At 61.7% G+C, this 22,359-nt stretch carries 20 protein-coding genes; 12 read left to right on the top strand and 8 right to left on the bottom strand.

Features of this window, described 5'->3' with window-relative positions:
- The first annotated feature begins 2 nt into the window (after positions 1-2).
- The 7 genes from RQ935_RS07510 (at position 3) to RQ935_RS07540 (ending at position 9,344) form a co-directional block, all read left to right on the top strand.
- A complete protein-coding gene (locus RQ935_RS07510; RefSeq protein WP_311497842.1) occupies positions 3-761 on the top strand; it encodes a uroporphyrinogen-III synthase in 759 nt (252 codons plus the stop codon).
- Positions 762-770: 9 nt separating this feature from the next.
- Positions 771-1,895, top strand: coding sequence for a porphobilinogen synthase (gene hemB / locus RQ935_RS07515; RefSeq protein WP_311497843.1), 1,125 nt, complete (start codon positions 771-773; stop codon positions 1,893-1,895).
- A gap of 86 nt (positions 1,896-1,981) precedes the next feature.
- Entirely contained in the window at positions 1,982-3,391 is a 1,410-nt protein-coding gene (locus RQ935_RS07520; RefSeq protein ID WP_311497844.1) for a glutamate-1-semialdehyde 2,1-aminomutase, read from the top strand.
- A gap of 43 nt (positions 3,392-3,434) precedes the next feature.
- Positions 3,435-4,892 (top strand): adenylosuccinate lyase, encoded by a 1,458-nt coding sequence (gene purB / locus RQ935_RS07525; RefSeq protein WP_311497845.1) that lies wholly within the window; start codon positions 3,435-3,437, stop codon positions 4,890-4,892.
- Positions 4,893-5,025: 133 nt separating this feature from the next.
- Complete coding sequence (locus tag RQ935_RS07530; protein ID WP_311497846.1) at positions 5,026-5,250, top strand: heavy-metal-associated domain-containing protein; 225 nt, start codon at positions 5,026-5,028, stop codon at positions 5,248-5,250.
- A gap of 65 nt (positions 5,251-5,315) precedes the next feature.
- Positions 5,316-7,799: a heavy metal translocating P-type ATPase gene (locus tag RQ935_RS07535; RefSeq protein ID WP_311497847.1), complete on the top strand. Its 2,484-nt coding sequence runs from the start codon at positions 5,316-5,318 to the stop codon at positions 7,797-7,799.
- Between the two features lie 123 nt (positions 7,800-7,922).
- Positions 7,923-9,344 carry an MFS transporter gene (locus RQ935_RS07540; protein ID WP_311497848.1) on the top strand — a complete coding sequence of 474 codons (1,422 nt, stop codon included), beginning with the start codon at positions 7,923-7,925 and terminating at the stop codon, positions 9,342-9,344.
- A gap of 145 nt (positions 9,345-9,489) precedes the next feature.
- Here the strand turns inward: RQ935_RS07540 and RQ935_RS07545 are convergent, their stop codons facing one another.
- From RQ935_RS07545 to RQ935_RS07570, 6 genes are all read right to left on the bottom strand, one after another.
- Positions 9,490-9,879 (bottom strand): Rv3654c family TadE-like protein, encoded by a 390-nt coding sequence (locus RQ935_RS07545; protein WP_311497849.1) that lies wholly within the window; start codon positions 9,877-9,879, stop codon positions 9,490-9,492.
- Positions 9,863-10,297: a pilus assembly protein gene (locus RQ935_RS07550; RefSeq protein ID WP_311497850.1), complete on the bottom strand. Its 435-nt coding sequence runs from the start codon at positions 10,295-10,297 to the stop codon at positions 9,863-9,865. Before RQ935_RS07550 ends, RQ935_RS07545 begins: the two co-directional genes overlap by 17 nt.
- A gap of 2 nt (positions 10,298-10,299) precedes the next feature.
- Complete coding sequence (locus tag RQ935_RS07555) at positions 10,300-10,503, bottom strand: DUF4244 domain-containing protein (protein WP_297589826.1); 204 nt, start codon at positions 10,501-10,503, stop codon at positions 10,300-10,302.
- A 114-nt stretch (positions 10,504-10,617) separates the two neighbouring features.
- A complete protein-coding gene (locus tag RQ935_RS07560) occupies positions 10,618-11,841 on the bottom strand; it encodes a type II secretion system protein (protein ID WP_311497851.1) in 1,224 nt (407 codons plus the stop codon).
- Positions 11,841-13,298: a TadA family conjugal transfer-associated ATPase gene (locus RQ935_RS07565; protein WP_311497852.1), complete on the bottom strand. Its 1,458-nt coding sequence runs from the start codon at positions 13,296-13,298 to the stop codon at positions 11,841-11,843. Before RQ935_RS07565 ends, RQ935_RS07560 begins: the two co-directional genes overlap by 1 nt.
- The gene (locus RQ935_RS07570) at positions 13,295-14,464 is read right to left on the bottom strand and encodes a hypothetical protein (protein ID WP_311497853.1); all 1,170 of its coding nucleotides are present in this window, start codon (positions 14,462-14,464) and stop codon (positions 13,295-13,297) included. The genes RQ935_RS07565 and RQ935_RS07570 overlap by 4 nt, the downstream gene beginning before the upstream one ends.
- Before the next feature lie 185 nt (positions 14,465-14,649).
- On the opposite strand from RQ935_RS07570, the gene RQ935_RS07575 reads away from it, so the two are divergent.
- The 3 genes from RQ935_RS07575 (at position 14,650) to RQ935_RS07585 (ending at position 18,524) form a co-directional block, all read left to right on the top strand.
- A complete protein-coding gene (locus RQ935_RS07575; RefSeq protein ID WP_311497854.1) occupies positions 14,650-16,269 on the top strand; it encodes a hypothetical protein in 1,620 nt (539 codons plus the stop codon).
- Between the two features lie 138 nt (positions 16,270-16,407).
- The gene (locus RQ935_RS07580) at positions 16,408-17,595 is read left to right on the top strand and encodes an ABC transporter permease (protein WP_311497855.1); all 1,188 of its coding nucleotides are present in this window, start codon (positions 16,408-16,410) and stop codon (positions 17,593-17,595) included.
- A 41-nt stretch (positions 17,596-17,636) separates the two neighbouring features.
- Positions 17,637-18,524, top strand: a complete 888-nt coding sequence (locus tag RQ935_RS07585; RefSeq protein WP_311497856.1) for a Crp/Fnr family transcriptional regulator — start codon at positions 17,637-17,639, stop codon at positions 18,522-18,524.
- A gap of 36 nt (positions 18,525-18,560) precedes the next feature.
- Here the strand turns inward: RQ935_RS07585 and RQ935_RS07590 are convergent, their stop codons facing one another.
- A complete protein-coding gene (locus tag RQ935_RS07590; RefSeq protein WP_282922509.1) occupies positions 18,561-18,719 on the bottom strand; it encodes a DUF4177 domain-containing protein in 159 nt (52 codons plus the stop codon).
- 74 nt (positions 18,720-18,793) lie between these two features.
- The gene (locus RQ935_RS07595) at positions 18,794-19,153 is read right to left on the bottom strand and encodes a WhiB family transcriptional regulator (protein WP_282922510.1); all 360 of its coding nucleotides are present in this window, start codon (positions 19,151-19,153) and stop codon (positions 18,794-18,796) included.
- A gap of 240 nt (positions 19,154-19,393) precedes the next feature.
- Between RQ935_RS07595 and RQ935_RS07600 the strand changes: the two genes are divergently transcribed.
- Together RQ935_RS07600 and RQ935_RS07605 are read left to right on the top strand one after the other, a co-directional pair.
- Positions 19,394-21,727 (top strand): transglycosylase domain-containing protein, encoded by a 2,334-nt coding sequence (locus RQ935_RS07600; RefSeq protein WP_311497857.1) that lies wholly within the window; start codon positions 19,394-19,396, stop codon positions 21,725-21,727.
- Positions 21,728-21,770: 43 nt separating this feature from the next.
- On the top strand, positions 21,771-22,359 hold a 589-nt coding region (locus RQ935_RS07605), incomplete at its 3' end, for a metallophosphoesterase (RefSeq protein WP_311497858.1).

Below are 22,359 nucleotides of genomic sequence, written 5' to 3' on the forward strand. Positions count from 1 at the left end.
TGATGAAACCTAAACTGTTGGTGCCCAGGGTCCCGGGAGACGTGTTGGCACAGGGACTGGAAAAGGCGGGGCTGCCGGTGGTGTGCGCGCCCGTGACCGAGAAAGTGCCCACCCCCAGTGAAAACTGGTTTGAGCCGATGCAGCGGTTGCAGAGCGGGGAATACGACTGGGTTGTGCTCTCTAGCGTGGCAACAGCCACGTTCCTGGACGCTCACTACGACCTGGAAGATTTGTTTGCCCAAGTGCAGGTCGCAGCCGTGGGTGCCGCCACCGCCGAGGCTATTCGTCAGCTTGACGGTCATGTTGACCTGGTAGGACCGGATCCAGCCTGTGCCGAGTCGCTGGTCAAGGCGTTCCCGGCGGGAACCGGAACGGTGCTGCTACCCGGTGCAGTCGGGGCGGCACCGACCTTGGGGCAAGGACTGACCCGTAAGGGATACAACGTGGAAAAGCTACGGCTCTATGAATCCGTGTCCCTGCACGATTTACCGCTGGAATGGGAGACCGCCCTGGCTTCCGGAGCGCTGACTTACGTGTTGATTACGGCCGGTTCGGTGGCACACGCCGCCCATCAACTGCTGACGAAAGCCAGCGTGAAGCAATGGCCCGAACCCATCGCTTTTGGAAAATCTTCCGCGGCCGTGCTGCGGGAATTGGGCTGGTCAGCCGCCGAGGTTTGTGAAACTACGAACACCGAAGGGGTCATTCGGGCTTACGAGGACGCTGTTAGAGAGCAAGAAAAGAAAGCCGCACAAGATTAGGGGATAACTATGACAGGATTACCGCACGCCGCAAATTTGGGGGTAGGACCGACCACCCCGAGCGCTACCGGAGGACGGCACACCGGGACTTGTGAAACCGAGGCCAAGGGCGGGACGAATGAAAAGGTCGTGCCTGCGCGGAAACTGCCCCACGGCCTAACCCCTTTTGTGCGTCCCCGTCGGTTGCGCACCTCCGTGGCGATGCGCCGCCTGGTGGCGGAAACCCGCTGGAGCCCTGAACAGCTGATCCTGCCCGTATTCGTGCGTGACGGGATTAGCGAACCGGTAGAGATTCCGTCCATGCCCGGCCAATACCAGCACACGCCCGAGTCTTTGGCGCAACTGGGACGGGAAGCGGCGGATGCCGGCATCGGGGGCATGATTGTGTTCGGAGTCCCCACCGACGCTGACAAAGACGAAACCGGTTCGGCAGCTTGGGATCCCAACGGGATTCAAAACCGGGGCATCGCCGCCCTCGCCGATGCGGTCGGGGACCAGCTGGTGGTCATGGCCGACACCTGCCTGGACGAGACGACCTCGCACGGACACTGCGGACCGCTGCGCCCTGACGGTGTGGTAGACAACGATTGGGCGGTGTCCTGTTACGCGGCTACGGCGGTGTCACAAGCGCGGGCCGGGGCGGCCGCGGTCGGCCCCAGCGGCATGATGGACGGCCAGGTCGCCGCTATCCGTGAGGCTCTGGATGAAGCCGGGTACAGTGACGTGGCGATTATGGCCTACTCCGCCAAATATGCTTCCGGCCTGTTCGGGCCGTTTCGGGACGCGGTCGGTTGCGCCCTGAAAGGCGACCGGCGCACCTATCAGCAGGACCCCGCCAACCGCCGCGAAGGACTGCGCGAAACCCTGCTGGACATTGAGGAAGGCGCCGACATGGTTATGGTCAAGCCCGCCTCGCTGTACCTGGACGTGCTGGCTGACGTGGCCGCAGCTTCACCGGTGCCGGTGGCTGCCTACCAGGTGTCCGGCGAATATGCGATGATTGAGGCGGCAGCCGCTAACGGCTGGATTGACCGTTCCCGGGTCATCGACGAGTCCCTGACCTCGATTGTTCGGGCCGGAGCGGACATCGTGTTGACCTACTATGCGATTGAGGCGGCGCAAGGCTTGGCCTAACCGAGCCCGCGTCACGGCCAGCGAGCCGGAAACGTGACCCGAAAGACCTTGTGACACAGTACTTTCATCACCCAAAGGAGGGCGAAATGACAACGAATGCTGATTTGTTTGCGGCGGCTCAAGCCGTCATCCCCGGCGGGGTCGATTCCCCCGTCCGCGCCTACGGTTCGGTCGGGGGCGTGCCGGCTTTCGTGACTCGCGCCAAAGGTCCGCGCGTGTGGGACGCGGAAGGTCACGAGTTCGTTGACCTGGTTTGTTCCTGGGGGCCGATGCTGCTGGGTCACGCTGATGAACGGGTGGTCGAGGCCGTGACGCACGCGGCCGAGGCAGGTCTCAGTTTCGGGGCGCCCACCGAGTCGGAAACCCTGCTGGCCGAGACGATCCGCCAACGGGTGCCGCTGGCGGAAAAGGTCCGTTTCGTCTCGACCGGAACCGAAGCGACCATGACCGCTATTCGCTTGGCGCGCGGGGCGACCGGGCGGGATTTGATTATCAAGTTCGCCGGCAACTATCACGGACACTCTGACGGTTTGCTTAGCGAAGCCGGTTCCGGGGTAGCCACCGGCGGTTTGCCCGCCTCCGCGGGAGTACCGGCGGGGATTTCGGCTCTGACCCTGGTGTTGCCCTACAACAATGTGAAAGCTGTACAGGAAGCATTTGCCCGGCGCGGTTCCGAGATTGCCGCGGTCATCGTGGAGGGTGCCGCCGCGAATATGGGGGTCGTGGCACCCCGGGCCGGATTCCTGCCCGAAATTTCCCGGCTGTGCCGCGAGTACGGGGCGTTGATGATTCAAGACGAGGTGCTGACCGGGTTTCGGGTGTCGCCCTCGGGCTGGTGGGGGTTGTCCACCGGGCGGGAATATTTGGAAAGTCCAGAGGGCACCACGTCCGGTCCGGCGGGACTGTTCCCGGTAGGGGTCGCCGCCCAAAACGAGGGTGTGACTTTCGGCGAGTTTTGGACCCCGGACTTGTTGACCTTCGGCAAGGTCATCGGGGGAGGCATGCCCCTGGCGGCTATCGGGGGCCGCGCCGAACTGATGAATCAGCTCGCCCCCCTCGGTCCGGTCTATCAGGCCGGAACCTTGAGCGGCAATCCCCTGTCCTGCGCGGCCGGACTGGCCACCTTACAAGGTGCTGACACCTTTGTGTATGGCAAGGTCGATGCGGTGGCCGACACGATTGCGGGCGCTCTGGACGCGGCGTTGAACCGGGAGGACGTCCCTCACTTCATCGGGCGAGCTGGTTCGCTGTTCTCCGTGTTCTTTTCCGAGACTCCCGTCATCGATTATGCCGGCGCAAAATCCCAAGAAACCTGGCGATTCGCCCCGATGTTCTGGGAGTTTTACCGGCAAGGCGTCATGTTGCCGCCCTCCGTGTTCGAAGCCTGGTTTGTGTCTGCAGCTCACTTTGGCGATGATGCGGCCATTAACCAGATTCTGGACGCGATTCCGGCCGCGGCGAAGGCTGCCGCCACCGCACAGGCGCCCCAGGCTTGAACACCGCATAAACCACCCCTCACAACTAGTGAAAGCAGAACAAATGGTTACTGAATTTCCCACCGAACACGTTGATTTGGGGGCGCTGAGCCCGGCGATTGCCCTCGGTTCACTGGACGGACGATACCGCGGGGTCGTGTCCCCGCTGGTCGACTGGTTTTCCGAAGCGGCGGTCAATCGGGCGCGCCTGTTCATTGAGATAGAGTGGCTCATTTGGCTCACTGACCAGGAAGTGCTGGACGGCGCGCCGGTGTTGAGCGCGGCTGAAAAATCGTATCTGCGCGGACTGGTCGGGACTTTCGGGGCGGACGAAATCGCTACGCTGAGCCAAACCGAAGCGAAAACCAAGCATGACGTGAAAGCGGTGGAATACCTGTTGAAGTCTGCCCTTGAGGCCGCCCCGGAGGCGTTAGGCGGTACGGAGGGCCAGGCACTGCCGGGCCTGAAAGAAATGGTGCACATTTTTTGCACTTCCGAGGACATCAACAACCTGACCTACGCGATTTTGATAAAGCACGGGGTGGGACGCGTGTGGCTGCCCGCCGCCCGCGCCTTGCAAGCCCAAATCACCGACCTGGCCCGGGAAAACGCGGACGTGCCGATGCTGGCCCACACCCACGGGCAGCCCGCCACCCCCACCACCTTGGGACACGAACTGGCCGTGTTTGCCTGGCGCATGGACCGCCAGCTGAAACGCGTTGAAGCCCAGGAATACTTGGGCAAAATCAACGGCGCGACCGGCGATTTCGCGGCGCACACGGTGGCGGTACCAGGAGCAGATTGGGCGGCGCTGTCCCGCGGATTCGTCGAGGACCGACTCGGACTGACCTGGAATCCTTTGACCACCCAGATTGAATCCCACGACTATCAAGCGGAACTTTATGCGACGGTCACGCACTTTAACCGCATCGCCCACAACCTCGCCACCGATATTTGGACCTATATTTCCCTGCGGTATTTTGCCCAAGATTTGGCGGCGCAAGGTTCGACCGGGTCCTCGACCATGCCGCATAAAATCAACCCGATTCGGTTCGAAAACGCCGAAGCGAACCTCGAGATTTCCTCCGGCCTGTTCGAGGTGCTGGAACAGACCCTGGTCACGACCCGGATGCAGCGCGACCTCACCGATTCCACCACCCAGCGCAATATCGGCACAGCGTTTGGACACTCCCTGCTGGCAATCGATAATCTGCGGCGCGGGCTGGCCGGGCTGAAAGTTGATGCGGCCGTGATGGCGGCCGATTTGGACGACAACTGGGAAGTGTTGGGCGAGGCGGTCCAACAGACCATGCGCGTGGCGGGGATTGCCGGGGTTTCCGGCATGGATAACCCCTATGAGCGCTTAAAAGAACTCACCCGTGGGCACAAGGTTGACGGGGCTCGGATGCGGCAGTTCATTGCCGACTTGGGGCTTCCCCCAGAGCAAACCGCACGTTTGCAGGCCCTGACACCCGCGACCTACACCGGGCTGGCCGCCCAGCTGGTCGACTACCTCGAATAAGCTGGGCTCAGCCCACTAAACAGGGCCGATTCCGGTTCCGCTGGGTGGGAATAATCCGGCGCAACTGGTGGTTAAAATAGACAGTGGCCCTACGAGCGGCCAATATCGCAAAACAGCAACGAAAGGAACCCTAATGGCAACCCTAACCATGAACCTCGACGGACTGACTTGTGACATGTGCGTCAAGCACATCACCGCTGACCTCAGCGACCTAGCGGGCGTGGAGCGCGTCGAAGTGGTGCGTGACGAGGGCCGCGGGGTCGCTACCGTGATCGGCGAAAGCCTGCCCTCCGACCAGGTCCTCACCGAAACCGTGCAGGACGCCGGCAACTACCGCGTCGTGTCCATCGACCGCTAGATTTTGTTTCCTGAGCCGTCTCCAGCGGTGGTGTTGGGGCGGTGCGGGAACGGCCTGGTGGTTTGATGACGCACAACGAAACGACAGTTAATTCCTCCGCTGACCCGGCGGTGGATCCAGCGCTGGACCCGGCTGGGTTGCGCCGGCAAGATCTGGGGCGCCGCCTGGTGGTGGCCGTGATTTTTGGTGTGCCGGTGATGGCGATTTCTATGCTGCAAGTCCTGCAGTTCCCGGCCTGGCAGTGGGTTGTAGGTGTTTGCAGCCTGCCGGTGGTGGGGTGGGCCGCCGCACCGTTTCACCGCGGGGCTCTGCGGGCGGCACGAGGGGGATCCACCACGATGGACACCCTGGTCGCGTTGGGGGTGAGCGTGGCGACGCTGTACTCCTGGGGGGCGCTGATTTTCACCCCCGCCGGCCGTATCGGCATGACCATGAACATGAGCCTGAACCCGCTCGCCGCAGCGCACGAAACAGGCTCCGGGGGCGAAATCTTTTTTGAAACCGCCGTGATGATTACCGTATTCTTGCTGACCGGACGGTATTTGGAGGCCCGAGCCAAGTCCTCGGCGACCTCGGCGCTGCGCGCCTTGCTGTCCCTGGGGGCAAAACAGGCCGTGCGCGTCACCCGTCCCGGCGACCCTCGTGACACGACCACGCCTTGGGAAACTGAAACTGTCGACGTCGCCGCGCTTCAGCCGGGGGATTACTTTTTGGTACCGGCCGGGGAAAAAATCGCCACCGACGGCATCGTGTTTGAAGGACATTCCACCGTCGACGAATCCATGCTAACCGGCGAGCCCATCCCGGTGGAAAAATCCGTGGGCGATAGCGTGACCGGCGCCACCATCAACGTCCAAGGACTGCTGGTCGTTCAGGCCACCAAGGTCGGTGCGGAGACGAAACTGGCCCAGATCACCCGGCTGGTGACCCGCGCTCAAGCCGAGAAAGCTCCGGTTTCCCGCCTAGCGGACCGAGTGTCGGCAGTGTTCGTCCCGGTGGTAATCGTCCTGGCTGTCCTGACTTGCGCGCTGTGGCTGGGACACGGACAGCCGTTCCCTGCCGCTTTCACCGCTGGGGTATCAGTGCTAGTGATTGCCTGTCCGTGCGCTTTGGGGTTGGCGACCCCGATGGCTTTGCTGGTGGGGTCCACCCGGGCATCCCGGGCAGGCATCCTGCTGAAAGGCCCCCAGATTCTGGAGGAAACCCGGCGCATCAACACCCTGGTCATGGACAAAACCGGCACGCTGACCAGCGGGGAAATGCGCCTGGAGGACGTGACGGTGTCCGCTCCGAGACCGGCGGGGATGGAGTCGCTGGGAGACACCGAGGCCCTCGCGTTGGCGGCCAGCCTGGAGGCCGGATCCCCCCACCCGATTGGAAAAGCCCTGGTCGCAGCCGCAAAAGCGAGAGACTGCGGGAGCGGACCCGGCGCCTTGACCGGGTTCGCCACGTTCATCGGGCGCGGTGCCGGAGGTTTCGTGGACGGCGTGGCCTATGCGATTGGGAAACCGGAGTGGCTCACGGCGATGGGCGCGGACATTCCCCCCGACGTGGGTGCGGCGATTGGGGCCGCCCAGTCCCAAGGGCGGACCGTGGCGGTGTTGGCTACGGGTGCGGACTGGTCTTCACAAGTTTCCGTGGACGCCTGTCCGGTGTTGTCAGGCGAGTCCGCCGGTAACGGGCAGGAGTCGGCGGAGCGGGCCAGCACGGAAATGACCTTGAAAGTCACGGGAATGACCTGCGCGTCTTGCGTGGCGCGAGTGGAAAAGCGGCTCAATAAACTCGACGGGGTTTCGGCTTCGGTGAACCTCCCCTTAGAAATCGCCACCGTGACGCTCACCGCGGATGTCCCGGCTGAAACCCTGATTGCACAGGTCGAAAAGGCCGGTTACGGGGCCAGTTTGCTGGACAGTACGGGAACCGCGGCCGAACCGGGCCGGCGCAATGAAAACAGTACCGCGGCGGTGGCGGGAGACCTGGTGCAGGCCCGAGCCCTCGCCGTGTTCACGTTCAGCGACCCGGTCAAACCCGAAGCCGCGCCCACGGTAGCCAGCCTGAAAGCGGAGGGTATCGAAACCGTCCTGCTGACCGGGGATCAGCCTGAACCGGCACATAGGGCGGCCGACCAGGCCGGAATCGAAACGGTCGTGGCAGGGGTCAGCCCGGAAGGCAAGGTCGACGCAATCCGGGAACTGCAAGACGCCGGGAAAATCGTGGCGATGGTCGGGGACGGTGTCAACGATGCGGCCGCTCTGGCCGCTGCCGATCTAGGTATTGCCCTGGCCACCGGCACCGATGCGGCTATCGGTGCCGCGGACATCACCTTGGTGAACCCCAGTTTGGGCGCCATCACCCTGGCCATCAACGTGTCTCGAGCCACCCTACGAAACATCAAAGAGAACCTCGCCTGGGCTTTTGGTTACAACATTGTGGCCATACCCCTGGCGGCCGCGGGGATGTTGAATCCGGGGCTGGCGGGGGCTTTCATGGCGTCCAGTTCGGTGCTGGTGGTGCTGAACTCCCTGCGCCTAAACCGCGTCCACCTGTGATTTCGCCAGGTTTTTAGGCGTGCGGCACCGCGGTGCAACCGGGCGGTACTCAATCTTTCGGGCGGATTGGCGCTGGGCGTAAAGACGCTAGACTAGGGGAGGCCAGCGAAGGGACGGTGCAAAGTGGCTTCTGAGGATGATGCTGACGCTTTGACGCCGGCGCGACGCAAACGAGTGCTGTTGGTGTGCTCGATGACCGTCGTGTGTACCCAGCTGTATCTGAACGCGATGAACGTGACCTTACCGGCGATTCGGGCGGATTTGCACGCCAGCACCGGGGAGCTGCAGTGGTCTTTGAACATTTATGCCCTCGCTTTGGCGGCCATGCTGATGGTAACCGGAGCTTTGGGCGACCGTTTCGGACGCCGTCGCACCATGATTGTGGGCATGGCGACTTTCACGGCCGGCACTGTGTTGGCTGCCGCCGCGTGGGTGCCGCTGGTGCTGATAGTCGGCCGAGGTTTGCAAGGGCTGGGAGCCTGTATGCTGCCGGTTATCAGCCTCGCGGTCATCAACGAGGTGTTTCGCGACCCGGTGGAACGCGCGAAAGCCATCGGGTTTTGGAATGCGCTGCTCGGAGTCGGTTTAGCCGCCGGGCCGGTGCTGGCTGGAGCCTTGGTGACCTGGGTCGATTGGCGCGCCGTGTTCTGGGCGCCGCTCCCGCTACTGGCGTTGACCCTGGCAGGCATCATCCGGGAAGTCCCCGAATCGCGTGATGAAACCGGGCGCCGCTTGGATATTCCCGGCCAAATTTTGACCGCGGTACTCATGGGTGCCCTGACTTATGACATCATCAGCTTCGGGGAAGGCATTTTTGGTCTCCGCGAGTGGATTTTAGCGGGGATATTTGTGGCGGCCTCCCTCGGTTTCGTGTGGCGAGAAACCCACACGCCCTGGCCAATGCTAGATTTTCGTTACTTCCGTTCCGTTCCTTTCGTCGGATCCCTGTCCGTCATGGAGTTCGTTTTCATTACCCACGGCGGTTTTATGTTCGTGTTTGCCCTCTACCTGCAACTAGACCTCGGTTTCACCCCGTTGCAGGCCGGGTTGATGATGCTGCCCCTAGCGCTTGCCAACACCATCGCGGCTGTAGCGGCGGGACGTATCGTCGCCGCAGGTAACTACCGCGCGGCGTTCCTGGTAGCCGGCGTCGGCACCCTGCTGCTGGGGGTTTGCCTGCTACCCCTGAACAGCACCGGCCCAATCGTGTTGCTGTTCGTGGCCACAACCTTGGCGGGTGTGGTGCTGGCATTCACGAATATGCCGGTGACGAACCGGGTGCTGGCAGCCATGCCGGAAAGCCAGGCTGGGGTCGCTTCCGCCACGACTTCCACCGCCCGCCAAATCGGCATGTCCCTGGGCATTGCAGGCTTCGGCGCGTTCATGAACCTCGGGGTGGCGCGCGGCCTGCCCATTCACGAGGCCGCCCACCCGGCTTGGTACATCACCATCGCCTTGGGGGCGGCGGTAGCCATCATCGCGGTGGTGGCCACGACCGGCTGGGCGCGCGGCACCGCCGCCCGAGTGCGCCAAAGCCTGAGCTGAGCGCGCGCCCGGCCAGGACTTCCAGAGCTGCCAGGACCACGCCTCTTGTTATGACCGGCAGAACCGGCAAACTCGCAAGGCATGCCCGTCCCCCAGCTCTGCCAGAGTGCTAATCCTGCCAGAACACGCGCTCAACTCAGACCTCCTAGCCCAAGAATTCCGGACCGGCCCGGGATGTCGATGGCGCCTCCGCCACCAGCCCGATTTTCAACGGTTTGGCCACCCGAACGGTCACCATCCACCCCGAAACCGTGCAAGACTCCAGGTGAGAACCATTCTTGGTGGCGTATTCGCCGGCGGTCGCGCAACCGTCCCCACCGGTCAAAACGGCGGTAGCCCCCGCAATAGCAGCCAAATCACTGGCCTCGTGAGCGGCAGCAGACCCTGCCGCAGCCACTCCGACCTGAGCTAAACCCAAGGTCAAAGCCAATCCCAACAGAATCAGCCCCAATGCCATGACCGTTCCCGAGCCGCGCTCATCACGCAGTCTCTCTCGGAGCGACTCCTGACCGGCGGTTTCACCATGAATCTTCACGAGGAATCACCGCCTGCGCTTTTGCGCTCATGCCGAGCATTCCGAGCATTGCGGGCATTTTCTTGGTAGCGCTGCACTGCACGTCCTTGCCAGTGGTGCTGACGCTCACCGCACCAGCCGAACCTCCGGCCCCCCCGAGCAACCGATTGCCGGCTGCCATCGCCGCCGCGCTGTCCTCCCCAATCGCCACCGATCGGCAAGCCGCTCGCGCCGCCGCGTTGACCTGGACTCCCGCCATTCCGGCTGCCCCGGTCAACGCCAAAGCCACCACAATCATGATGACTGCGGGGAAGGTCAGCGCGAGCTCGGTCGTAACCATCCCGTCTTCTGAACTGAGGCGTCGCCTGTGAGCCAGCCAGCGGCGCACCAGGCGCCGACTGAACTGTTGACGCCAACCTTTCCCGACGTTCATCATCATGCTCAGACCTGCAGAGCCTGTTCGATGATGGACTGCAGCGCGTCTTTCAATTCGCCGCCTTTCATAATCATCAGCAGCAATCCCGCAAAAGCGGCCGCCGCCAGGGTACCGATGGCGTATTCCGCGGTCGCCATGCCATCCTCCTCGCCCTTCAGACGAGCCCAAAAAGACACTGCTTTCGCTTGCAATGCGCTAACCTTGTTCATATTCTTTCTCCTTTTTCCGATTTGTCTCGCGGACCTTCCGCGCGACCACCAGCCGCCACGGTGACGAACTGGCACCCCCTTGTGTGTTGACAAAGGGAAGTCTGTTTTCGGCCCTCATGAAATGAGGTCCTCAATTGTGGACACCACCACCGGCACAATCCCCAGCGCAAAAAACGCTGGCAGCAGGCACACACCCAGGGGAATCATCAGCCGCACCCCCAAACGTTCCGCCGCGTCCAAAGCCCGGTGAATCTCTGCCGCTCGAGTCCGCGAAGCCCCGCGCACCAGCAGTGGCACCGGGGACGCGCCTTCCTCCCAAGCCGGCTGCAACACGCTGGCCAACTCAACCCACTTGGCATCCGCTTGTGCCCACGCCTCATCCCAGTCCGCCCCCAACAGCAGCATTCGCGCCACCACCGCCAAATCCGCCTCCTCACTGGCGGCGGACACAGCTTGTAGGGTGGACGTCAAAGACACCCCGTTTTGTTGACAAGCCGCGATAATGTCCATCGCCAAGGTCGGATCGAGACCCGACGCGAGGCTGCCGGTAGCCTTGCGAATCATGGCTGCTGACCACAGGTTTCCCGCCACCATCAGACCCAGACCGATGACGAAAATCCAGGTATTGATACCGCCCCGAAAAGCCATATCGATGACATCCACCCCGATAAACTGGGCCATTCCCAGCGCCGCCAAAGGCAACACCCCCAGCAGGCGAGCGGTAGCCTTGGGGCCGACCTGCGCGGTGTGACGTTTCGCCGCGGTCTCTAGCGTGGCGGCAATTCCGTCGGCAACCCGGTTCAAAATTTCGGCCAAAGGGGCTCCGACCTGGGTCGCTACCTGGGTAGCAATCAACATGCCCCGCAAGGCCTGAGCAGTCGCCTGTGGGTGGCGCACCCGATCCAGCGGGTTTGTCTCCGCCGCTCGCCCCGCCCGCAAGTAAACGAAGCGTTCCCGCAGTCCTGCCCGCGGATGAGCCACAAAGGCTTGTATCGCAGCGAAATCCAGGCGCGCATCCAAGCGATGCAAGGTGGTGGCCCAGGCGTTTTCAATGCTGGCTCCCGCCTCTAAACGGGTGGCGATTTCCGCACACAGCAGCCCCACGTCCAAATCTCTAAGTCCCTGCTGTGCCGGGTGTAGACTCCGCCTAGAAAACACTACGTGCCAGGGCGATATCCCTCCCGAATCTTTCGCGCCGCGAACACCCCTTGCGGCGCGGGAGGGCAGGTCACGTGGTTGCGGTTCACGCCCGCTGCGTGACCCCATCCCCGCTAACAGTCCCGCGCCTGCCAGCAGCACTACCGCCACCACCACGGTCACCAGCTGTGTCGAATCCATCAGCGCACCCCCTTGATGTCCGCAGAATCGTGGGCGGACAGGTTTGGCACCTGATTACGAACCCCCACAGGGTTCCATTCCAGATGGGGAACTTGCCATTTCGGTGGCGGTGTCGGGGCGGCAATCCGGCTCGTTTCCAACAGTTCCAGGCCTGGGTGCAAAATTTCCGGGTCTGAATGCACAAGTTCGGGTTCTGGGTTTGCGTGTTCGGGTTTCGGGGTCACAAGGTCGGTGCTGCGGCTGGTCGTGTCCGCCCCGGTGGCGGGGGAGCCTACCGCAGAGGAAACAGTCGGCTCGGGATCCAATGGTGGCTCAGGCAACTCAAACTGAGCGGCAAAATCTCGCCAGCCTTCCAATCGTCGCACCGCCCCGGTCTGAGGATCGAAATCCAACACCGCTTTTGCCGCCAAAGCCCCGTCAGAACCGCGAGCCAGACGCGCCAACTGCACCACCGCGCGACGCACCCGCCCGTCCTGATTACGAAACCGGCGCAGGTGCACGATGACATCGAAAGCCGGCAAGGATTGGGCACACAAAGCCTCGCGGCTCATGCCCGCCAAAGCTCCCAGAGCCTCCAAACGCGCCGGCACTTCCAGAGCCGAATTGGCGTGAACCGTCGCCCAACCGCCGCGGTGACCCGTATTCAACGCCGAGAGCATCTCCCGGACTTCGGCACCTCGGGCCTCACCCAAAATCAAACGATCCGGGCGCATCCGCATCGCGGCCTTCACTAAATCGGACAAAGACACGCCGCCAGCTCCCTGCACATTAGCCCCTCGCGCCTGCAAATGGACGACGTGCGGATGAGCCGGACGCAGCTCCGAAACCTCCTCGATGCAAATGAGACGCTCATCTGGGGCCGCCAAACCCAGCAAACACGCCAGCAAAGTCGTTTTCCCGGTGCCGGTAGCCCCGGTTATCAACCCGGAGGCCCGCACCTGCACCAATCGGCGCAGCGCTTCAGCTAGCCATGGGGAAACCATGCCGGAAGCCACCACCGCCTCCAAAGGCAGAGCCACCGGACTGGGTACACGCAACGAAATCACGGTCGAATCCCCTGACAGCGGTGGTAGCACGGCGTGCAGACGCACTCCTGAAGGCAGGGTCGCATCGACAATTGGGGTCGCGTCATCGAGTCGCTGTCCGGCCGCGGCCGCCATCCGCACCGCTGCCCGGCGCAGAGACAGCGCAGACCCCATGGAGAAATCCGGCACTTTTTCCAAACCCGCACCGGCATCTATCCAAGCCTCATCTGGGCTGTTGACCAGCAGATCCGTGACTCCGGGCCGGGTCAGCAGGGATCCGAGCGGCTCATCGACCCCCTCTAAGGATTGGCGCAGCCCGCGAGCGCCCTGCGCCAACTCGCCGGTCGTGGTGGCTGCCGGAGCTGTTTGTAAAACGGCCTGCGCCGGGTCCAAACCCGCCGCGACCAGGCGTCGCATTTCACTAATGTTCATCGTCGTGTCCTCTGTTCCAAATGCAGCAAGCCTGCCGCGAAGTTTTCCGTGAGGTGCGCCACTTTTCGGGGTAGCGGGGTGGTGAGCCCGTCACGGCCGAAACTGTCCCAGATTCGCGTGGTGTAGGACCAGTCCGAAACTGCGATTTCCGGGTGAATTTCGCGCAGCGCCCGGCGGGCTTGACGCGGGGGCAAACCTCCGCCCGGAACCACGACGAGGTGTGCGGGGCAGGGCAGGTCCGGGGGTAGCGTTTCCCAAGCCAGCAGCGCCGCACGGGAATAATCCGCAACCCACACGACAGCATCCGTCCTCACTGTTCCGCGCGGCACCCCTGTCCCGGATAGTGCCGGCGCCCCGGCTCCGGAACCTAAATCCAGCACTAGGCAGGGGAAAATTCCCGCCAAATCGCGCAGTACGCTCGGAACAGTTTCGGCGCGGACTATAAATCCCGAACCGCCCAACAACGCCACGTTTTCCCACGTGGGCAGGCCCGCCGCGGCGCGAAATCCCGGAATTTGCCCCGTGGTCTGCCAAGCGCTCCAATCCAAATACGCTCCGCTGACCGGTGCTACCCAAGCGTCTAAAGGCAGGTAGGAGCCGCTGGCGTCCACCCAGCAAACCGGGGCAGTATCACTGCTCCCTTCGCCATCGCGCAGGGAGTCACGACAGGTCGCGTATCTGCCCCCGCGCCCTCTGTTGTGGGTACGCCCTCCTGCTCGCGGGTGTTCACGAGTGCGTTCGCTACCGATTTCGCCCACTGCCGCCACCGCGAGGGCGTGCGCCAGCAACCCAGCAATGACCGTCGTATTGACTCCGGGCACCAGGCCGCGAACCGCTACGGTGAAAGCGCTGCCGGACTGCTGGAGCATGAGGCCCAGCACTTCACGTTCATCAGCGGGCAAAACCAGAGCAGGCTGCGCCTGCGCGCCTCCGCCGGTTTCGCCTTGCAGGCGCACTAGGTAGGTTCCACCCGCGAGTCGACTTGGACAGGCGGCGGCCGCTTGGGTAGAGCAAAAGACCGGGCCGGGACTCGTCCCGGACCAGTCTCGCGGCACCGTGGCCCGCAAATCGGCGCCCGCCAGCGTGGCGAGCATTTCGAGCTGCTCCCGCCACGCTTTCTCGTGCGGTTCGCACAGCAGCGTCACCGTTTTGGAGGTATTGACCATGCCCCAAGTTTTCGCCGCCGTGAAACAGACCAGAAACGGAAAAATTTTTACCTGTGGAAAACCCCGAATTCACCGCCCTGTGGATAACGTGATGAAATGGGTGACTGACTGGGAAAACCGCGAAAACTTGACCAAATTTTGGGGAAGTTAAGTATAGCTGCAGTCCCGCGTTATACAATGGCTCGGTGTCCGAAAACCTTCCGCAGCCTTCCAGGAATCCGGTTCCTGGGCAGACAGGCGGCTCGCAGCAACGCCGCCAGGAGCAGCCGTTGCCTCCTCATGCCCGCCCGCAGGCCCCGGCTGGTTCTCGGCCGCCCGTTCAAACAGCGGGCAATCCTGCGGTTCCTTTCCCACGCCCGCAACAAAAAACAGTTCAGCCTCGCGTGTTGCCGTCCCGTTCCGCGGTACGGCGCGGATTGGTGACTCCTCCAGGGCAACCCTCCCCGACCCCGCGACCGAATGTTCAACCCGGCCAGCCAAGTCCCGCAGTCGGGATACCCCCGGTCGTCCCCCCCGCTCAGCCAACTCAATCCACCCAGCCCATTCAACCCGCCCAGCCCCGCCCCATTCCACTGTCCCCGACCGCCGCTGGTGTCCCAACCGTCTTGCCGGAAGAAGAAATCGATGAGGCCGAAACCGCAGCTTGGAGGACTGAGCTCGCCGCCGCCGCAGCTCAAAACGAAGTCGAACAGGTTCCCGATGACTTGAGTCCCGAACCCGCCCCCTCCGAGGCACTTGCCAAGCGGCCAGGCACGTGGAAACGGTTTGCCTACCTGCGCGATCAGTCCCGGACACTCGCGGAAACCGGGACACCGAAACCTCCGCCCAGTACCCTGCGGGCCAACCTCATCGGTATCCTGACCGGGCTGCTGGTGGCGCCCATCTCGATGGTTTTCCTGATTTGGGGTACGAAAACCGTGATGGATGCCAGTTACGGCGCCGGAGCTGTCGCTATAGTTTTGGGGATTTTTGAAATCTTGGCGGGAACCGCGCTGCTGTCGATAACCGGTGTGGTCACCGGCTACTACTCGTCGCTATCCTGGGCGATTTCTGCGCTCTGGCCCGTGCTGCTGACCGTCCTGGCCAGCCCGATTCGCGGCTTGGTCGCCGCCCACAACGACACTTTGACGGGAGCTTCGCAATACTCGCTGTGGTGGGAATTCCTCGATGGAGTTTCCACGTTGACGGCTTCCGGATTGTTCCCCACCATGGCAATAGTCATGGTCGGGGCGTCTTTGGCGTCTCAAATCGCCTATCTGGAGGGGCGGGACTTCGCCTTGCTGGAGCACGAGCTCGGCGAAACTAACGACCGTGAGCCCGGCGCCCCCATTGCCCCGCCTTCACGCTTGAAGTATCACTTCCTGGCGATTGTGGTGGCTGTCATCTGCACGATTGCGGGCATGTTGGCGCTGATTCCGCTCCATGATCGTTTGGCGGTCATCACCGGCGCCAGCGGGCATTTGTCCGAGCTGCCGGCGGTCGCCACTTACGGGTTGCCGATTCTGGGCATCGTCTTGCTGTTCATAGCGGTTTATTCGGGTTCCCGCTCCGCCGCGGGCCTGCTGTTTGCCGGCGTGACCTGCGGGATTATCCCGGGGATAATTCTAGCTTTCGGGGAGGCTTCGACTTCCGGTTGGGCCGAACGTCTGGTCAGGTTCCTTTCCGATCACCTCACCGCTTCTATGCACGTATCCGGCGGACCGCTGACGACCTTCGGTTTTGTGCTCATTGCTTGCGCTCTAACGCTGTGGTGGTGCCGTCAAGCGGGTCAACGCGATCAAAAGGCGGATCTTGCGGAGGCTTAGCCGGTTTTTTAACGTGTTCACAAGCGGTTTGCCCGGGTTTTTCGTTGCTTTCTTCAGTTTTTCCCAGCGCGCCTAGTGAGAATGGTCTGGTTCGTGCGCTAACGTGTTTCCCGAGGTGACTGACGAAGGGAGACTCCCGTGACCGAAGAAAATCAGCCGGCAGAATTGCCTGACTACCTGCGTGACGCGTCCGAGGATGCCGACAAGTCTTTGGACGGCGAAATCGATGCTGCAGAGGCATGGGCGCAGGCTTTTGCGAAAGACAGCGCAGACTCTGACACCGACTCTGGCGCTGACACTAAAACCGAGCCCACCCCCGAAGAATCAGTCACCACTCCGGTCGAGGACAACGAACCCGATACACAGTCAACCGTAGTTACTGACAATAGCACGGAAACCGTGGTTACCCCGCAAGCTGAGGAAACAGACAGCGACGCCCCTGCGCCAGAACCCGCACCCGCACCCGAGCCGGAACCGGACCCGGTGAGTGACACCTCTACGCAAGCCTGGTCATCGTTCCTGAACGAAGAAACCATCGCGAAAACTGAGGATTCTACCACTGACGTGGTTGACTCAAAGAACGAGGAAATAACTCCCGCGCCGCCCGCCGAGGAACTGGAAACCACGGTGGTACGCCGCAAGTCCCTTTTGGGAGCGGAACCGAGTCCGACCCCTCCGGCTGGCGCGGCTACTGACGACACCGCAACCTCGGAAGAACCCGACCCAAAATGGCAACCACGTCAAGCACAACTTCTCGGTAACGAAGACGAAAAACTCAATGAATCTACGATGCTTGCCGGAGCCTCCATCAAACCGGCAAAAATCAGCCGAGCTGGCGCGCATGCCTGGTCCCTGCTGATTAGCCTCATCGGAGTCCCCCTGGCGTGGGCATTCTTACGCCACGCCGGAGGACTGCTCTACGGTTCAAACCACTCCGCTTGGGAGACGGGCAAATACTCCTTGGAGGGGCTCATCTTCCTGGTTCTGGGTTTGGCAGCAGTCGTCATCATAGGTATGGTGGTGCGGTTATCCTCGTTGGGGATGTTTGTGTCTGGAATTGCACTCTGCGTTCTGGGCGGCGCTTTCGTGGTGGTCCCCGGAGTGGTGAAAGGCGCGATGGGCAGTACTTTGCAGGGAATGCAAGACAGCCCGGTGATGGCGTTGAAGGTGCTGGGCTACCTCGTTGAATCCGCCGGAGCATCGGGACAATTCTTTGTTATCGGCGTGCTGTTAATCATGATTGGCGTGGTGGGACATACCGCCCGCCGCAAAGGCCGGGTTGACCAAATCGCCGACAAGGCTTTGGCTCGCGCCGAAAACGCTTAGCCCTGGCAACAACCCAAACATTTAGATAAGGAAAATCTTAGGTGGCAAGGAACAGCAGTGCAACAAGCCTAGGTGCTATCTGGGCGGAAGTGCTGGCCGGGCTGGGCGACAAAGTGCATGAGTCAGCTTTGGATGCGCGATTCCGCTTGGCTGCCGAGGACAGCGTGCAAGACCGCATCTTCCACTTGCATTCGGGAAAAGTTAAGCTGACCCGCGCCACTTCGATGGGCCGCGACCACCTCCTAGAAGTCCTGGGACCGACAGACACCATTGGCCTCAATGCCCTGACCGATTCTCCCGCAAAAGACGGATCGGGCGGCGCCAACTTCGTCCAGCGTTCTCCCGTTGCACCGGATCGGTCCGGCAAACCGGAAACCGGAGATTCCTACAGTACCAACGGTTCAGCCTCGCGAACTGCCTCCCGGACGTGGTTTGCCTCCGCTTCCACCCTGGAACCTGTACAACTGGACTGGGTATTAGTCACGGATGCAGGGGAATATCTGGCAAAGCATCACGCCCTATACCTAGAGTTGCTGCGGGCCTTGAACCGGCAAACTGAGCTGCTCTACCAACGCACCATGGCGCTGCGGGATGTAGATGTGCCGGGACGCATCGCAGCTGCTTTGCTGGAGTTGATGGAAAAGTTTGGGCAACCGCTGGAAAGCGACTCAGACGAGCAATTGTCAGGACAAATGCCGGGGGCGGTGACGGAAACGGGCAGCGAAACCTCGCGAGGAGCCGATTTTCCCGCCGCCGGGGTGCGACTGCCGCACGGGCTGTCACAGTTGGAGTTAGGTCAGATGGCCGGAGCTAGTCGAGAGACAGCCAACAAGGTGTTGGCAGATTTCATCTCTCGCGGCTGGATCATTCAAAAGCGCAGGTCAATCATCATCATGAATGAGGAACGGCTGCGCTACCGGGCCTCGTAAACCGCGGACACGACCCGCTGAAAAACCGCAAAAAATCTAGGCCAAAGGGCGTTTAAAGTAAGCAACTAGTGAATCCCCGCCGCCCGGTCCGGGCACTATCGCCACCAGTTCCCAGCCGTCCGCACCGAACTGATCCAAAATCGCTTTCGTATTATGCACCATCACCGGCGCCGTCAAGTATTCCCACTTCGTCATAAACTCAGCCTAAACCGTGGCGGGTCAAGCCAAAAACAACAACCCACCCTTGGACAATAAACGCTGGTGGAACGTTACTTGGAGAGCGCTACGGCGCGGCGGGACGCACGAACGTGAGCCAGCACGTGAGGAGCGTGCTTCGTCCGCAACTCCGCAGCGAGCTCATCATCGGCTTCGCGCAACCAAGTTTCCCAAGAACGCACCTCGGGATAACGGCGCAACATCGCGCGGCGTTCCCGCTCGGTCAAACCGCCCCAAACTCCGAAAGAAGCACGAGAATCCAGCGCATCGGCTAGGCATTCCAGGCGGACAGGGCATCCGTAACACATAGAACGGACTTCGCGTTGGGCTGCACCTTGGACAAAAAGTTGATCCGGCGGGCAATCTGCGCACAATGCTTTGGCTGCCCAAGTTTGGTCTTCATTGACTGACATATGAATCTTTCTTTCTCGAAAGCCAGCTTGCCTTAAATAGCTTAGCCGCCGGTCAAGGGAATTTCAAGGGCGAAAAATTGCGAATAAATCGAGACAATTTTGCATACAGCATACTTAACATTTCCATTTGTCAAACTAAATTGAAATAGATTCTTTACACAACACCCCGAAGGGACGTTATCCGGTGCCATAGCCTGATTTAATTTAGAAAGAATCGCACCCGACCTTTAGGATTAACCTATGGGGAAAAATGACGCAGCCAGTTCCACTTCCGCATTGCCCAAGACCCGTAAGTCACGAGTACTTGCCCTTTTGGTAGCTTTCGTGGCGGCAAGCGCGGTAGCGGGCGTGTTCACCGCCGGTTTGGCTCTGCCCGTGGTCGGTGCCGCCGCTATCGTCAGCGCCAAAGGTGCCGAAACCCTCGACGACTTGCCCGCCGACTTCACCACTTCGCAACCATCCATGAAATCCATCATCACCGCTGCTGACGGCACCCCCATTGCCGAGTTCTATGCGGAAAACCGCATCGTGGTCCCCCTGGCGCAAGTAGCCAAAACCCTGCAACAAGGCGTTATTGCGATTGAGGACCGGCGTTTCTTGGAACATCAGGGCGTTGACATCGAAGGCATGAGCCGGGCTATCCTGTCCAACCTGGCCGGCAACGACCTGCAGGGCGCTTCGACCCTGACCCAGCAATACGTGAAAAACCTGCTCATCGAACAAGGCCGGGTCGCCGGGAACCCGGACATGATTGAAGCCGCCAGTGAAACAACCTTGGAACGCAAAGCCCGGGAAGCCAAACTGGCGATGAGCTTGGAACAAAAGATGACCAAGTCCGAAATCCTGGAGGGCTACCTGAACATCGCCCAGTTCGGGCCCTCGGTCTACGGGGTAGAAGCGGCCGCCCAACACTATTTCTCTAAGTCCGCCAAAGACCTCAGTCTCGCCGAATCCGCCCTGCTAGCGGGAATCCCTCAGTCCCCCAACGGACACGACCCCATCGCGCACCCCGAATCCGCCACCAAACGCCAGGGACTTGTGCTGGACGCGATGGCCCGTGACGGATACATCACCTCTGAACAGGCCAAAAAGGCCAAGTCAATACCAGTTTCGGAACTGCTGCACGTCTCCACCCAGCAGCAGGGGTGTGGGTTGGCCGGCAACGCCTCATACTTTTGCTCCTGGGTGGTGGGGGAAATCCTGTCCTCCCCAGAGTTTGGCGCCACCTACGCGGAACGCCAACGCCTGCTACTGCGCGGTGGACTCAACATCAAGACCACCCTCGACCCGAAAACCCAAGACGCCGCCTACAGCACAGTCACCGGACGTATCCCGGTGGGCGACCCTTCTGACGTCAAGATTGCCCTGTCCAGCGTCGAGCCGGGCACCGGCAAAATCAAGGCCATGGTCCAAAACACCAACTACGGAGTCGATCCGGGCAACAACGCGGTGACTGAAAACTCTTACAATGGCGACTACGCTCACGGCGGCTCCGCCGGCTTCATGACCGGATCGACCTTCAAGGTGTTTACCCTGACCCAGTGGTATATCGACGGATACGGCGGTTATGACCAAGCCGGGGGACGCTACAGCATTCCCGCCAAGGAGTGGAAGATTTCCTGCGCCCCGGAACTGGCCAACAACTGGAACTTTTCCGAAACCGGCGGTGCCAAGAAAGGCGCGATGACGATTGCCGCGGGTACCGCGAACTCCATCAACGGTGTGTTCGCAAACATGGCGACCAAACTGGACTTGTGCGACATCGCGAAAACCGCCGCCAAGATGGGCGTGACCGAACCTGACGGTTCACCCTTCACACCAAACCCCTCTTTCGTTATCGGCGCCGGCTCCGCCACCCCGCTACAGATGGCCAGCGCCTACGCAACCTATGCCGCCCACGGAGTCTTCTGCGATCCCATCGGCATCACTTCCGTTACGGATTCCTCCGGGAAATCTTATGATGTGCCCGACGCGAACTGTCACCAGGTCCTGACCCCCGACGTGGCCGACAAAGTGGCTGTGACCTTGGCGGGAGTTCTGCACGCGGGCGGGCGGGCCGCTGCTATTCCCCGACCGGCCGCGGGCAAGACCGGCACGACGGACCACAACGAAAACACCTGGTTTGTAGGCTTTGTCCCCCAACTGGCGGCCGCGGTGTGGGTCGGGCACGCTAACGCGAATATCCCGGTGGGACACCAAACCATCGGGGGACGCTACTACGGTTCCCTCTACGGTTCTTCCATCGCGGCCCCGACCTGGGGAACTTTCATGACCGCCGCTTTGCAGGGAGTCCCGGTCCAGCCTCTGCCAAAGGTTAATCTGGGCTCTACCGGCATGTTTGTGGGCGGAGGCTACAAGCCCAAGACTGAGGAGAGTCCCACTCCCACACCTTCGGATTCGGCCAACCCGGCTGCACCCGGTAGCGGCGCAGGTAGTCCGGGGACGACTCCCGGTGAGGGCGGGGCGAACCCCGGGGCGAATCCGGGCGCCAACACTCCGGCGCCACCTGCCCCGCAGCCGCCAGCTCCCACCCAGCCGGCACCTCCTGCCCAGCCCGCCCCTCCGGCACAATAACTAGCGAAATAATCAGCACACCAGGAAAGTGAAGGTAGACCCCATGGATTCCTCCTCGTGGACACGTACCTGGACCGCAATGAAAGTCGGGGCGCTGACGGCAGGAGCCGTGGCGTGGACTGCAGCGCGCGCCTCCCGCTCCTACCAGCTGCGTCATGTGACTGTTCCCGTGCCCGGACGGGCTTTACGTTCCATCGCTGCGCCTGGGGACGATGCACCAGTGCCGCGTTTCGGGGTGGCGGGTACGCCACAGTTTCCAGGGTTGCGGGTGTTGCACCTGTCAGACACGCATTTTTATCGCGGCCGCGAGGACTTAGTCGGCTGGTTGCGCGTGCTGGCTAAACGGGCAGGAACGGACTTTGACCTGGTTGTTTTGACCGGGGATATGCTGTCGTCGAGTTATGGGGATGAGCATTTGGTGACCCCGGCGCTGCAGCCGTTTATTGATTCGGGGGTGCCGGGAGCCTATGTGTTCGGCGATCATGATTTCTTTGCCAGCCGCGTGGGTAATCCTTTGAAATATTTGTGGAGTACCAGCGAAAAATCCGGGGCGGGCCCCGCGGGGGTCAAACGAATCGGCGAGCCTGGTCAGGGTAATCGTCTCAGCCGGCTGTTGGCTGATTCCGGCTGGT

The organism is uncultured Mobiluncus sp., from assembly GCF_963511525.1.
Taxonomy (GTDB): domain Bacteria; phylum Actinomycetota; class Actinomycetes; order Actinomycetales; family Actinomycetaceae; genus Mobiluncus.